Origin of the sequence: Rhizobium sp. CB3171 (assembly GCF_029714265.1) — a bacterium.
Classification (GTDB): domain Bacteria; phylum Pseudomonadota; class Alphaproteobacteria; order Rhizobiales; family Rhizobiaceae; genus Rhizobium.
The window spans coordinates 2591458-2604230 of sequence record NZ_CP121652.1; the positions used below are offsets into that span (position 1 = coordinate 2591458).

The following is a 12773-nucleotide window of genomic DNA, read 5'->3' on the forward strand; positions in this document are numbered from 1 at the left end:
GTATGGTCGGCGCACTTCGCGGCACCAACAACATTGGATCCTCCCTATGGCAGCCTTCAAAACCCTCGACAATCTCACCGATATCACCGGCAAGCGCGTGCTCGTGCGCGTCGACCTCAATGTGCCGGTCAAGGACGGCAAAGTCACCGACGCGACCCGTATCGAGCGCGTGGCGCCGACGATTCTGGAATTGTCCAAGAAGGGCGCCAAGGTCATCCTGCTTGCCCATTTCGGCCGCCCGAAGGATGGGCCGTCGCCGGATCTGTCGCTTTCCTTGATCATTCCCGCGATCGAAGAAGTGCTCGATCACGCTGTCCTCTTCGCCTCCGATTGCGTCGGCGCACCGGCAGCCGACGCCATCGCCAAGATGAACAACGGCGATATTCTGCTGCTCGAAAACACTCGCTTCCATAAGGAAGAAGAGAAAAACGACGCCGCCTTTACTCAGGCGCTGGCAGCCAACGGCGATATCTACGTCAACGACGCCTTCTCCGCCGCCCACCGCGCCCATTCCTCGACCGAGGGCCTTGCCAATCACCTCCCCGCCTATGCCGGCCGCACCATGCAGGCCGAGCTGGAAGCGCTGGAAAAAGGTCTTGGTAACCCGGCCCGCCCGGTCGTTGCCATCGTCGGCGGCGCCAAGGTCTCGACCAAGATCGACCTGCTGATGAACCTGGTGAAGAAGGTCGACGCGCTGGTGATCGGCGGCGGCATGGCCAACACCTTCCTCGCCGCCCGCGGCACCAATGTCGGCAAATCGCTGTGCGAGCATGACCTGGCCGACACCGCCAAACAGATCATGATCGAAGCCGCCACGTCGGGCTGCGCCATCGTGCTGCCGGAAGACGGCGTTGTCGCCCGCGAATTCAAGGCTGGCGCGGACAATGAAGTCGTTTCGATCGAAGCCATTCCGGCCGATGCCATGGTCCTCGATGTCGGCCCGAAATCGGTCGAAGCGGTCAAGGCCTGGATCGGACGCGCAACGACGCTGGTCTGGAACGGCCCCCTCGGCGCTTTCGAAATCACGCCTTTCGACGCCGCCACCGTGGCTGCCGCTAAATATGCCGCTGAATGCACCAAAGCCGGCAAACTGACCTCGGTTGCCGGCGGCGGCGATACCGTCTCCGCGTTGAACCATGCCGGCGTCGCCGATGATTTCACTTATGTCTCGACGGCAGGCGGCGCCTTCCTCGAATGGATGGAAGGCAAGGTCCTGCCGGGCGTCGCCGTTCTCCACACTGAAAAATAGACCGGCATCTCACACGAAAAGGAGAGCTGCGACCCGGACTTTCGCAGCTTTCCACAGGATGCTAAAATGATAGTCCGAACTTTCAAACGGTTGAAATCATTTCAATCGTTTCAATAATTTAGCTGCCCATTTCCCTCTTTATACACTTCTGTTATCGCCGACCTATATGACCCCGTCGCTGACTGAAATCGACTTGGAGAACGAAAATGAGCGAACGACTTGAAGACATTGCCGTAAAGATGGTAGCCGGTGGCAAGGGCCTGCTGGCGGCTGACGAATCCACCGCCACGATCAAGAAACGTCTCGACACGATCGCTCTCGCTTCCACCGAAGAGAGCCGCCGCGATTATCGCGAAATGCTCTTCCGCTCGGAAGAGGCGATGAAGAAGTACGTCTCCGGGGTCATCCTCTATGAGGAAACTCTCTTTCAGAAGGCTGCCGACGGCACGCCTTTCGTCGACATCATCCGCGCTGCCGACAGCATTCCCGGCATCAAGGTCGATACCGGCGCCAAGCCGATGGCCGGCTTCCCGGGCGAAACCATCACCGAAGGCCTGGACGGCCTCGCTGACCGCCTGGCGAAATATTATGACGCCGGCGCCCGCTTCGCGAAATGGCGTGGCGTGATCGCCATTTCCGATACGCTGCCGACCCATGGCTCGATCAAGGCCAATGCTCATGCGCTCGCCCGCTACGCCGCGCTTTGCCAGCAGGCTAAGATCGTGCCGATCGTCGAGCCGGAAGTCTTGATGGACGGCGAACCCGGCACCCACGATCTCGCCCGCAGCGAGGAAGTCACCCGCTGGACGCTGCAGATCGTTTTCCAGGAGCTCGCAGAAGCCCGCATCAACCTCGAAGGCATGATCCTCAAGCCGAGCATGGTCATCGACGGCAAGAAGGCGCGCAAGGCATCGGTCGAGCAAGTCGCCGAACGCACCGTCAAGGTGCTGAAGGAAACCGTTCCCTCCGCCGTCCCCGGCATCGCCTTCCTCTCCGGCGGCCAGACGCCGGAAGAAGCAACCGCGCATCTCTCCGCCATCAACGGCTATGACCTGCCTTGGCACGTTACCTTCTCCTACGGCCGCGCCCTGCAGGACGCCGCGCTGAAGGCATGGGGCGGCAAGGCGGAAAACGTCGCCGCCGGCCAGCGCGCCTTCGCCCACCGCGCCGAGATGAACTACCTCGCCGCCAAGGGTAGCTGGACCAAGGACAGCGAAAAGGCCGCCTGATCTAAGGTGACGCTTCGAATGGATGAAAGCCCCGATCGCGATGCGGTCGGGGCTTTTTGCTTTTGTGCGGTAGATGAGTTTGCAGCACGCTCAAGCTGTTTTGAGGGCAGCGAGATCACCGCTACTGAGAGACGCTAAGTTGGCTTCGATTTTGTCTATCGGCCAATCCCACCAGGCTATATCAAGAAGTTCGTTGATGACCTCACTCGGATAGCGCATCCGAATGATAGTTGCCGGATTCCCGCCAACAACTGCATAAGGCGGTACATGACTTGCGACGACCGAAGCAGCGCCGACGATCGCGCCCGCCCCAATCTGCACGCCCGGCATGATGGCCGCGTTATGACCAATCCAGACATCGTGACCGACGATGGTATCCTTCACCGGCAGGTCGGTGTAGCCGAAGGTCTCAGGCTTAAAGATGCGAAATGGATAGGTGGTGAAGCCAGTCATCGGATGATTAGCCGAACTGGTGATGAAGTAGCTTCCCCGAGCAATTTGGACAAACTTGCCGATCACCAGGCGCTCACGAACGCTACCACCGAGATAGGGCGCCAATATCTGGGCAGTATCTTCCGGCCTTCCGGAATGGGTATAATAGCTGAATTCGCCGATTTCCATGCGCGGATGGTCAATTACGTTCTTCAGGTAGACAGTATCGCGATAGAGGGTGCCATCAGGCAAAGTAATTGGATGGACTGCATTAGGGTCAAGAAGAGGCATGGAAAACCTTTTCAAATTGCCGGTAACTTCGCAGAAGTAGATCCCGCTTCATCCTAGCTATGTGATTTTATACAGACGAAGCTAATCCCGCATATCGATGGAATCCATCACGCCGCTCGAAAGCCTTCATGAATAATGTAAATGATGGCTGAGGCCCGCTCCACGGCGAAGAACTTGTCACCGGCACAAGTTCCCGCTTTCAGGCTCGCCCGAGCCGCGGCTAAATCCTCGCAGTTCTATCGATACTCTGGGAGCCGCCATGGACACCGTCGCTTATGTCACCGTCGACGTCTTCACATCGGAACGTTTCGTCGGCAATCCGCTGGCCGTCATCCCCGATGCCCGCGGCCTGAGCAGCGACGCCATGCAGAAGATCGCAGCCGAGTTCGGCTATTCGGAAACGACCTTCGTGCTGCCACCGGAGAACCCGGATCATACCGCCCGCGTCCGCATCTTTACGCCAACGGCCGAAATCCCCTTTGCCGGCCATCCCAATGTCGGCACCGCTTTCGTTCTCGGACAACAACAGGAAATCTTCGGAAAGCCCGCGGGCGACAGGCTGATCTTCGAAGAGGATGCCGGGCTGGTTGAGGTGACGCTGTTGCGCAAGGGCGGTAACATCACAGGCGCCAGCATCCGTGCGCCGGGAAAGCTGACGGTCGGCGACACGATTGCCCCCGAACTGATTGCCCGCTGCGTGCAGGTCGGTCCGCAATCGATCCGCACGATAACGCATGCCCCGACCTTCGCCTCCGTCGGCCTGCCTTTCGCCTTCGCAGAACTGGACAGCCCGGAAACGCTTGGAAAAGCGTGGCCGAATGCGGCGATCTTTGTCGAAGCGGCTGCCCGGCACAAGCTGGACAAGACCGGCTTCTCGCTCTTTCTCTACGTGCGCTCGGCCGAAAACCCGTGGCATATCCGCGCCCGCATGTTTGCGCCCATGGACAATGTGACGGAAGACCCGGCGACCGGCAGCGCCTCCGCTGCACTCGGCGCCTACCTGACCTCCCTGTTGCCGGCACAGGATGCGGAGGTGAAAATCACCATCGAGCAGGGCGTGGAAATGGGAAGACGCAGCGTCATCGGTGTCGAAGTCCGGAAATCTTCCGGCACAGTAAACGAAGTCTTGCTGTCGGGTAGCAGCGTCCATGTCATGCGCGGCGAAATCCTGCTTTAAGGCGCCCCGCACGATCCTCCGAAGGCCTCAATCCCGGCCTGCAATGCCTTAAAACGTCTCGTTGATGACCAAAGCGATCGTCCAGGCTGCAAAGGCTATCACGGCGATCTTCCAGAAATCGGCGCGCCGTTTGAGGCCGGGCAGCCCGAGCGGCTTGATGATTTGCACCGCCATGGCAAGCAACAGCAGCACCGCGATCACTTTTGTCACGGTATTTTTCCCCGTTTGCGCAAGAGTGAGCATTGCCTCATCAAAAACCACTGCCTAGTTTTCATGATCATGCTCTAATCGTCATAGGACGGACATTTTTCCGCGCCAACAGACTGTTTCTTAACGCCGATAACGGCAATCCGGGGCACAATCAATAGCGAAAACTGGCAGGGCTTGGTCCTGCCTTATCGGTTCTCTAAGTGGAGCCGCATGAAAGTAGGAACATGAAGAGAAATATTTTACCCGTTCTTGCCCTGCTTTTCGGTACGCTCTTCCTATTCACCGGCAATGGCCTGCACAGCCTGCTTCTACCGGTGCGTGGCACGGCCGAGGGCTACGCCACCACGACGCTCGGTCTGCTCGGCACGACCTGGGCGACAGGCTTCGTGCTCGGCTGTCTGACCGCGCCGAAGCTGGTTCGGCGCATCGGCCATGTCCGCGCCTTTTCCGGCTTCATCTCCGTCATCGCCATCATCGCCCTGCTGACCGGCATCATCGTCGACGCGACCTGGTGGGTGCTGCTGCGCGCCGTCACCGGTTTCTGCACCGCCGGCACCTCGATGATCATCGAAAGCTGGCTCAATGAACGTGCCACCAATGAAAGCCGCGGCGCGATCTTCTCGCTTTATATCGGCATTACCTTGATCGGCGCCGTTGCCGGCCAGATGATGATCCCCTTCGCGGATATCCACACGCCGATCCTCTTCATGTGCTGCGGCATCTGCTATTGCATCGCCATGCTGCCGACGACGCTTTCGACCGCTGCCTCGCCGCAGCCGCTGAAGGCCGTCAGCCTGGATTTGAAGGCGCTCTACCGCAACTCGCCGGTCGCCTCCATCGGCATCCTCTTGGTCGGCATTGCCAATGGTGCCTATGGCACGCTCGGCGCCGTCTTCGGCGCCAATGCCGGTCTCTCGGACAGCAATATCGCGCTGATGATGAGCTCGACCATCTTCGCCGGGGCGGTGATGCAGTTTCCGGCCGGCCGCCTCTCCGACCGCATCGACCGCCGCTACGTGCTGGCCGGCATGGCCGCTGTCGCCGCCATCGACGGGCTGCTGCTCTTCCTGCTGCAGCCGGCCGGTCCTTATTTCTTGATCGGCATGGTGGTCATCTATGGCGCCGTCGCCAACACGCTCTATCCGATCACCGTCGCCCATGCCAACGACTTCGCAGCACCCGAGGATTTCGTCAAAGTCTCCGGCGGCCTGCTGCTGCTCTACGGCATCGGCACGATCATCGGCCCGACGCTGAGTGGCCCGGTCATGTCCTCCATCGGTCCCTACGCACTGTTCTTCGTCACCGCGGTCGCGCATGTGCTGATCACCAGCTACGCGATCTTCCGCAGCCGCATGCGCGCCGCCAAGCCCGCGAGCGATCGCGACGCCTACACCAACATGCCTTCGGCGAATGCGCAGATGATCACGCCGGAAAGCATGTCGTTGGCGCGCAGCGAGGCTTCGAAAAGTGAGGCTTCGAAAAAGGACGATATGACGGTAAATTACGGCACATGAGCCGGGGAGTGACGAGGAGGAAACAGAATGAGCATCTTCGATGATGACCGCCCGAAAAAGCCGTCCGCCCATGAAATCGGCAGCGATTTGTCGCTGCTTTCGGTCGACGAGCTCAAGGCACGCGTCGCACTGATGCAGGCGGAGATCGCCCGGCTGGAAGCGGAGATTGCCACCAAGGCATCCGGCCGTCAGGCGGCCGAAAACCTGTTCCGCTCGTAAGCCTGCCATCGGCGCAAACCTGTGTGATTGAAGTACAGATAGAGGCATGCTCAACGGAATATTAAGCTTTACGACATATTACTATGACCATCCAGATTTGCTCTGGACTCAGACAGTTCCTCCACTTGGCGAATTGGTCTGATTTTTCTCCCTGTTTTACCTTGAGAGCCGCGTTTGCGGCTCTTCTTTTTCGCCTTGACACGGCGCTCCCGAGGAAACTGTGGAGATTAACCCTTTCTTAAGAATCGCCTTGCGAATTTCAGTTAAAACCACCATCTTGAAGTCATAAGAACGGACGCCGAGAGTTCTTCTGAACTTCACCGGCTTTTCCTGAACAAAAGTGTTGCGTTAGCAGGGATTTCTTCGATGTCGGAACTTGGTTTGAACACGATCAGCTTTGCTGGCCACGCAGCTTCGTCGGCGCAGTTCAGGACGCTGTATTCGGAAGGCATGTCGCTGGTCGAAGAAACCGCCGCTTATCTCGACGGCCAGGGTCGGGCAGCCTCCAAGGTTCTGCCGCGCATGGCCTCCGTGCTTTACGCCGCCGAATCCATGCGGCTAACCACCCGCTTGATGCAGATGGCCTCGTGGCTGCTGCTGCAGCGCGCCGTCAACAACGGCGAAATGTCGCGCGATCAGGTGCTGGCCGAAAAAAACAAGGTTCGCCTCGACGGCTTCAACGTCGACCGCAATGCTCCGGGCTGGAACGACCTTCCGGAATCCTTCCGCGATCTCGTCGAGCGCTCGCTGCGCCTTCAGAACCGCGTCGCCCTGCTCGACCGCGAAATCTATCGCCCGACGGAAGCTCCGATCGTTCCGGACAACCAGAACAGCGTCAAAGCGCAGCTCACCCTGCTGCAGACGGCTTTTGGGACGAACTGAGTTTCGATAGCTTATAGCTGACGAATAAAACCGGCCGTGTTTCGCACGGCCGGTTTTATTTTGTTCGGTCTGAGATGATAGCGGCGATGAGCCTGAGAAGCGACCGCTCTACGAAGAGCATCGCATCAAGACAACAAAAAAGCCCAGCAAAGCCGGGCTCTTTTCAAAACACCAGATCGCGAAGCGATTAGATGCCGAGACCGCCGAAACGCTTGTTGAACTTGGAAACGCGGCCGCCGCGGTCCATGAGCTGCTGGTTGCCGCCCGTCCAAGCCGGATGAGACTTGCTGTCGATTTCGAGGTTCATGACAGCGCCTTCCGAACCCCAGGTCGAGCGGGTTTCGTATTCGGTGCCGTCGGTCATGACCACCTTGATGGTGTGGTAGTCGGGATGGATGTTGGCCTTCATAACAATCTTCCTGTCATGCCAGGGTCCATTTGTCGCAAGCCATTGCGGCAACCGAACCGATTGAATAAATGAAGCCGCAGTCCGATTGAGGCCACGGCTTCCAATTAAGATGGCGTGCCTATACATGAAGGCGGCAAGGATAACAAGGGGCGAAAGAGCGAAGTCCCTTGCTGATATGGGGATTGGAGACGACTTGTCAGAGACGGGCCAGGCAGACGACAAAAAGCGCAAATCCATTCGGCCGCTTGGACGGCTGGCACCCTATCTCAGGCGCTATCGCGGCATGGTGCTGGGGGCGCTGATCGCCCTGGTCGTTGCTGCCGTCACCTCTCTCGCCCTGCCGCTCGCCGTCCGGCGCATGATCGACCATGGCTTCGATCAGTCCGATCGCGGTCTCATCGACAGCTATTTCGCCGCGATCATGGCGATGGCCGTCATTCTCGCGATCGCAAGCGCGTTGCGCTATTATTTTGTCATCACCATCGGCGAGCGCATCGTCTCGGATATGCGCCGCGAGGTCTTCGATCATGTGACGCGGCTGTCACCCTCCTTCTTCGATGTCAATCAATCCGGCGAGATCGTCTCGCGGCTGACGGCCGACACGACGCAGATCAAGTCCGCCGTCGGCGCAACGGCTTCGGTGGCGCTGCGCAATCTCATTCTCTGTCTTGGCGCCGTGGGCATGATGATCATCACCAGCCCGAAGCTGTCGAGCATCGTGCTGATTGCCATCCCGATCATCGTGCTGCCGCTTGTCAGCTTCGGCCGCTCCGTGCGCAAGCGCTCGCGCGCCGCGCAGGATACGCTTGCCGATGCATCCGCCTATGCCAACGAGACCATCGCCGCCAGCCGCACCATCCAGGCCTTTAACGGCGAGGCGGCGGCAGCGCAGCGTTATGGCGCCGCGGTCGAGGATGCCTATCAGGCGGCGCGCGCCGCGATCAAATCCCGCTCGCTGCTGACCGGATTTGCCATCACCATGGTCTTTGGCAGCATCGTCGCCGTGCTTTGGGTCGGTGCGCAAAATGTTCTCGCCGGAACGATGTCGGCGGGTACGCTCGGTCAGTTCCTCCTTTACTCCGTCATTGCCGGCACGTCGCTCGGCTCGCTGTCGGAAGTCTGGGGCGAGCTATCGCAGGCCGCAGGCGCAGCCGATCGCCTGGGCGAACTTCTCGCCGAAGTCTCGCCGATCGCCGCCCCCTCCAATCCATTGCCCCTTCCCCAGCCGCCGCAGGGTCGGGTGGAATTCTCCGACGTGCATTTCTCCTATCCGTCCCGACCGGGCAAATCAGCGCTGCATGGCCTGTCGCTTTCCGTTCAGCCGGGCGAAACGGTGGCGATCGTCGGTCCTTCCGGTGCCGGCAAGAGCACGGTCTTCTCGCTGCTGCTGCGCTTCTACGATCCGCAGCAGGGTAGCATCGCCATCGACGGCATTGACGCTCGTCGCGTTTTGCCCGACGCCCTGCGCGACCGCATCGCCATCGTGCCGCAGGACACGACCATTTTCGCCGCCTCGATTCACGACAATATTGCCTTCGGCCGCCCCGAAGCCTTGCGCGACGAGGTCCGCGCCGCCGCGATCGCCGCCCAGGCGGATGAATTCATCTCGCGCCTGGACAAGGGTTACGACACACAGGTAGGCGAGCGCGGCATTACCCTTTCCGGCGGACAGCGCCAGCGCATCGCCATTGCCCGCGCCATCCTGAAGAATGCGCCGATCCTGCTGCTCGACGAAGCGACATCGGCGCTCGATGCGGAGAGCGAGACGCTGGTGCAAAGGGCCCTCGATGGCCTGATGGAAACGCGCACCACCCTCGTCATCGCGCATCGCCTGGCGACGGTTCTGAAGGCCGACCGCATCCTTGTGCTCGATCAAGGCCGCATCGTCGAAGAAGGCACGCACCAAAGCCTGATCCATCACGGCGGCATCTACGCCAAGCTGGCGCGGCTGCAATTCGACGCCGGCATCGACGACCGCATGCTCGCAGTCAAATAACGGGGATCGGGCAAGCCGAATACAACAGGTGGAAATAGCTTTAAAGTTGCGCTAGATTTTTCCCGTTATCTCGCGCTGACGCGATTCTAGGAGACGGGAACCATGTATAAATTTGAAGTCTACAAGGACAAGGCTGGCGAATTCCGCTTCCGCTTCAAGGCCTCGAACGGCGAAACCATGTTTGCCTCCGAAGGCTATAAGGCGAAGGCTTCGGCCCTCCACGCTATTGAATCGATCAAGTCCCATGTCGGCGCCGCCGCTATCGACGACCAGACCGCCGCCTAAGACTTCGCGTCGAGCGCTGCTATACAGCCTCTACGGCCGGCTGCCTTCGGGCGCGCCGGCCGTTTTCGTTTGCCCATCAAAAAATTTCGAAAAAATCTGCTCGGCCTGTCGAAATCAGCCTCGCTCGCGTCTCATAGTATCGGAACGGGCATGAAGCCGTTTCGCCGGCGGCGTTGCACATCTTGGCATTTGCTCTTTAGATGCAGCGTCCAGTCCGGCTTACCGCCAACACAGCGAGCAGGAGTTTCCCCATGCAATATGCTTTGATCATCCGTGAATCGGCCGAGGATTTTAAGCGGCGCGAGGATCCCGCCTATAAGAACGGCTGGATCGCCTATACCCAGGCGCTTGTCCAGGCCGGCATCATGACCGGCGGTGCCGGGCTGACCGAGCCGGAAACCGCAACGGTCATCCGCCGCCGCGGCGAAGACCATGATGTGCAGGACGGTCCTTTCCCGGAAGGCAAGGAACAGCTCGGCGGTTTCTATCTGATCGATGTGCCGAACCTCGACGCAGCCCTGGAATGGGCCGTGCGCGTGCCAATCTCCCAGCAGGGATCCGTCGAAGTGCGGCCGCGTCTGCAAATGTGACATGGCCATGGACCATGACGTTGGACGCGCCACGGAACGGCTGGCGCGCCAATCCTACGGCAAGTTGATCGCTTTCCTGGCGGCGCGCTCGGGCGATGTGCCGGCGGCGGAGGATGCGCTGTCCGAAGCTCTTGCAGCCGCATTGCGCGCTTGGCCGGCGCGCGGCATTCCCGAAAATCCCGAGGCCTGGCTATTGGTCGCGGCGCGGCGCAATCTTTATGGCGCCGCAAGACATGCAAACGTCAAGGCCGCCGCCCGCGATACGATAACTCTGGCTTTTGAGGAAGCGGAGGAGCGCATGAATGCGGATGGCCCCACCTTCCCCGACGAGCGGCTGAAGCTGCTGTTTACCTGCACCCATCCGGCGATCGACCGGTCCGTGCATACGCCGCTGATGCTGCAGACGGTTCTTGGCATCGATGCCAGAACCATAGCGCAGGCTTTCATCGTCTCGCCGGAAACGATGAGCCAGCGGCTGGTTCGGGCCAAGACCAAGATCCGCGAAGCGCATATTCCCTTCAGCGTCCCCGATCGTTCCGTGCTGCCCGAGCGGCTGACGGGCGTGCTCTCGGCGATCTATGCTGCCTACGGCCTCGGCTGGGACGGGCTCGATGGCGAAGACGGCAAGCTGCATGCTCTGGCAGACGAAGCCATCTGGCTCGGCCGCGCCCTGCTTGCCACCCTACCGCAGGAGCCGGAGGCGATCGGATTATTGTCTCTGATGCTTTACTGCGAAGCCCGCCGTGCCGCCCGCCGGGATGCGGATGGCTGCTATGTACCGCTCGGCGAACAGGACACCGCACGCTGGAACGCCATCATGATGGCCGAAGCCGACAGCCTGCTGTGGCAGGCGGGAACTTTCGATCGCTTCGGCCCATTCCAATGCCAGGCGGCAATCCAGTCCGTCCATTCCGAACGCCGTCGCTCCGGTGTCACCGACTGGACGGCGCTCGCAAAGCTCTATGACGCACTCGTGCTGATGAAACCGACCGTCGGCGCCCGCGTGAGTCAAGCCGCCGTGATCGGCCGGGCGCAGGGGGCTATGGCGGGATTGCAGAAGCTGAACCAGTTGGTTGAGAGCGATATCCTGAGCTACCAGCCCTATTGGGCCGTCCGTGCCCATCTGCTTGCGGAAGCCGGAGAAACGGAGAGCGCGGTTACGGCCTATCGCACGGCGATCGGCCTCAGCCACAGCTCTGCCGCCCGAGAATTCCTGCAGGCAAGCCTCGATACCATTCTGGCCGAGAGGAGCTGACGACTATTTCTCCGTCAGCTTCAGCTCGATACGGCGGTTGGTGGCGCGGGCTTCCGGCGTATCGCCGGGAGCGATCGGCTGGAACTCGCCGAAGCCGGCGGCGACGAGCCGGTCCGCAGGAACGCCGTGGGCAATCAGGAACTTGACGACAGCGATGGCGCGCGCCGATGACAGCGCCCAGTTGTCGGGATAGCGGCCGCTGCCGGAGAGCGGCACGTTGTCCGTATGCCCATCGACGCGCAGCACCCAGTTGATCTCGGGCGGAATTTCCTTGGAAAGATCGATCAGCGCGGCCGCAAGCTTGGCCATCTCCGCCTGGCCGTCCGGGTTGAGATCAGCCGCACCGGAAGGGAACAGCACTTCCGACTGGAAGACGAAGCGGTCGCCAACGATGCGAATATTGTCGCGGTCGGAGAGAATTTCGCGCAAGCGCCCAAAGAAGTCGGAACGATAACGGTTGAGCTCCTGCACGCGCTGCGCCAGCGCCACATTCAGCCGCCGGCCGAGATCGGCGATCTTCACCTGCGATGTCTGATCCTTCTCCTCCGACGCCTGCAAGGCCGCCTCGACAGCGGCAATTTGGCTGCGCAGCGCGGCAATCTGCTGGTTGAGAAGATCGACCTGGCTGAGAGCGCGGGCGCTCGCCTGCTTCTGGTCGTCAAGCTGCTGCGTCAGCGTGCCGACCCTCTGCTGCGCGGCCTGGCTATTGCCGGAACCGGCATCCAGCAGCGCCTGCAGACGCGAGCGGTCGCCCTCTGCCACCGAAAGCGACGCCTGCAGATTGGCGATGGAATCCTCGAGATCCTGCTTGCCGCTCTTTTCGAGCGCCAATGCCTGCGTCAATTCGTTAATCTGGCTGTTGAGGCGATTCAGCACCTCGTCGCGGCCGGAAATCTCGCGACTTAGAATGAACTGGCCAACGACGAACACCGTCAGCAGGAACATGATCGCCATCAGCAGCGTGGAGAGCGCATCGACGAATCCCGGCCAATAGTCGACCGTTCTCTTGTGGCGACTGTTTCGCGCGAGCGCCAT

At 60.4% G+C, this 12773-nt stretch carries 14 protein-coding genes; 10 read left to right on the plus strand and 4 right to left on the minus strand.

The genetic code is table 11. The features are described from left to right. The first annotated feature begins 46 nt into the window (after positions 1–46). Both QA648_RS12660 and QA648_RS12665 read left to right on the plus strand, forming a co-directional pair. Positions 47–1249, plus strand: a complete 1203-nt coding sequence (locus QA648_RS12660) for a phosphoglycerate kinase (RefSeq protein WP_104824188.1) — start codon at positions 47–49, stop codon at positions 1247–1249. Positions 1250–1455: 206 nt separating this feature from the next. Then, entirely contained in the window at positions 1456–2478 is a 1023-nt protein-coding gene (locus QA648_RS12665; protein ID WP_283047283.1) for a class I fructose-bisphosphate aldolase, read from the plus strand. A gap of 90 nt (positions 2479–2568) precedes the next feature. On the opposite strand, the gene QA648_RS12670 is transcribed toward QA648_RS12665, so the two are convergent. Continuing rightward, a complete protein-coding gene (locus tag QA648_RS12670; protein WP_104824190.1) occupies positions 2569–3201 on the minus strand; it encodes a CatB-related O-acetyltransferase in 633 nt (210 codons plus the stop codon). A gap of 259 nt (positions 3202–3460) precedes the next feature. On the opposite strand from QA648_RS12670, the gene QA648_RS12675 reads away from it, so the two are divergent. Continuing rightward, positions 3461–4378, plus strand: a complete 918-nt coding sequence (locus QA648_RS12675; RefSeq protein ID WP_283047285.1) for a PhzF family phenazine biosynthesis protein — start codon at positions 3461–3463, stop codon at positions 4376–4378. 48 nt (positions 4379–4426) lie between these two features. Here the strand turns inward: QA648_RS12675 and QA648_RS12680 are convergent, their stop codons facing one another. Further along, a complete protein-coding gene (locus tag QA648_RS12680; protein WP_283051458.1) occupies positions 4427–4639 on the minus strand; it encodes a hypothetical protein in 213 nt (70 codons plus the stop codon). A 173-nt stretch (positions 4640–4812) separates the two neighbouring features. On the opposite strand from QA648_RS12680, the gene QA648_RS12685 reads away from it, so the two are divergent. From QA648_RS12685 to QA648_RS12695, 3 genes are all read left to right on the plus strand, one after another. Then, positions 4813–6102 (plus strand): MFS transporter, encoded by a 1290-nt coding sequence (locus QA648_RS12685; protein WP_104824193.1) that lies wholly within the window; start codon positions 4813–4815, stop codon positions 6100–6102. Positions 6103–6129: 27 nt separating this feature from the next. Next, a complete protein-coding gene (locus QA648_RS12690) occupies positions 6130–6321 on the plus strand; it encodes a DUF1192 domain-containing protein (RefSeq protein ID WP_104824194.1) in 192 nt (63 codons plus the stop codon). Between the two features lie 366 nt (positions 6322–6687). Further along, positions 6688–7203 (plus strand): DUF1465 family protein, encoded by a 516-nt coding sequence (locus QA648_RS12695; RefSeq protein WP_104824195.1) that lies wholly within the window; start codon positions 6688–6690, stop codon positions 7201–7203. A 187-nt stretch (positions 7204–7390) separates the two neighbouring features. On the opposite strand, the gene rpmE is transcribed toward QA648_RS12695, so the two are convergent. Next, complete coding sequence (gene rpmE, locus QA648_RS12700; protein ID WP_104824196.1) at positions 7391–7612, minus strand: 50S ribosomal protein L31; 222 nt, start codon at positions 7610–7612, stop codon at positions 7391–7393. 193 nt (positions 7613–7805) lie between these two features. On the opposite strand from rpmE, the gene QA648_RS12705 reads away from it, so the two are divergent. The 4 genes from QA648_RS12705 to QA648_RS12720 all read left to right on the plus strand — a co-directional run bounded on the left by QA648_RS12705 (position 7806) and on the right by QA648_RS12720 (position 11738). Then, on the plus strand, positions 7806–9608 hold the full coding sequence (locus tag QA648_RS12705) for an ABC transporter transmembrane domain-containing protein (RefSeq protein WP_104824197.1): 1803 nt from the start codon (positions 7806–7808) through the stop codon (positions 9606–9608). Positions 9609–9710: 102 nt separating this feature from the next. Next, positions 9711–9893 (plus strand): YegP family protein, encoded by a 183-nt coding sequence (locus QA648_RS12710; RefSeq protein WP_104824198.1) that lies wholly within the window; start codon positions 9711–9713, stop codon positions 9891–9893. A gap of 251 nt (positions 9894–10144) precedes the next feature. Beyond that, complete coding sequence (locus QA648_RS12715) at positions 10145–10483, plus strand: YciI family protein (RefSeq protein ID WP_283047290.1); 339 nt, start codon at positions 10145–10147, stop codon at positions 10481–10483. A 7-nt stretch (positions 10484–10490) separates the two neighbouring features. Further along, complete coding sequence (locus QA648_RS12720; protein WP_283047291.1) at positions 10491–11738, plus strand: DUF6596 domain-containing protein; 1248 nt, start codon at positions 10491–10493, stop codon at positions 11736–11738. A 3-nt stretch (positions 11739–11741) separates the two neighbouring features. Here QA648_RS12720 and QA648_RS12725 read toward each other — a convergent pair whose 3' ends face one another. Next, entirely contained in the window at positions 11742–12773 is a 1032-nt protein-coding gene (locus QA648_RS12725) for a peptidoglycan -binding protein (RefSeq protein WP_104824200.1), read from the minus strand.

What these genes read in the sequence shown, in the direction of transcription:
- rpmE (WP_104824196.1), bottom strand. Translation starts at nt 7,612, where the DNA reads ATGAAGGCCAACATCCATCCCGACTACCACACCATCAAGGTGGTCATG.
- QA648_RS12695 (WP_104824195.1), top strand. Translation starts at nt 6,688, where the DNA reads ATGTCGGAACTTGGTTTGAACACGATCAGCTTTGCTGGCCACGCAGCT.
- QA648_RS12725 (WP_104824200.1), bottom strand. Translation starts at nt 12,773, where the DNA reads ATGGCGCTCGCGCGAAACAGTCGCCACAAGAGAACGGTCGACTATTGG.
- QA648_RS12660 (WP_104824188.1), top strand. Translation starts at nt 47, where the DNA reads ATGGCAGCCTTCAAAACCCTCGACAATCTCACCGATATCACCGGCAAG.
- QA648_RS12710 (WP_104824198.1), top strand. Translation starts at nt 9,711, where the DNA reads ATGTATAAATTTGAAGTCTACAAGGACAAGGCTGGCGAATTCCGCTTC.
- QA648_RS12715 (WP_283047290.1), top strand. Translation starts at nt 10,145, where the DNA reads ATGCAATATGCTTTGATCATCCGTGAATCGGCCGAGGATTTTAAGCGG.
- QA648_RS12675 (WP_283047285.1), top strand. Translation starts at nt 3,461, where the DNA reads ATGGACACCGTCGCTTATGTCACCGTCGACGTCTTCACATCGGAACGT.
- QA648_RS12720 (WP_283047291.1), top strand. Translation starts at nt 10,491, where the DNA reads ATGGACCATGACGTTGGACGCGCCACGGAACGGCTGGCGCGCCAATCC.
- QA648_RS12670 (WP_104824190.1), bottom strand. Translation starts at nt 3,201, where the DNA reads ATGCCTCTTCTTGACCCTAATGCAGTCCATCCAATTACTTTGCCTGAT.
- QA648_RS12665 (WP_283047283.1), top strand. Translation starts at nt 1,456, where the DNA reads ATGAGCGAACGACTTGAAGACATTGCCGTAAAGATGGTAGCCGGTGGC.
- QA648_RS12685 (WP_104824193.1), top strand. Translation starts at nt 4,813, where the DNA reads ATGAAGAGAAATATTTTACCCGTTCTTGCCCTGCTTTTCGGTACGCTC.
- QA648_RS12690 (WP_104824194.1), top strand. Translation starts at nt 6,130, where the DNA reads ATGAGCATCTTCGATGATGACCGCCCGAAAAAGCCGTCCGCCCATGAA.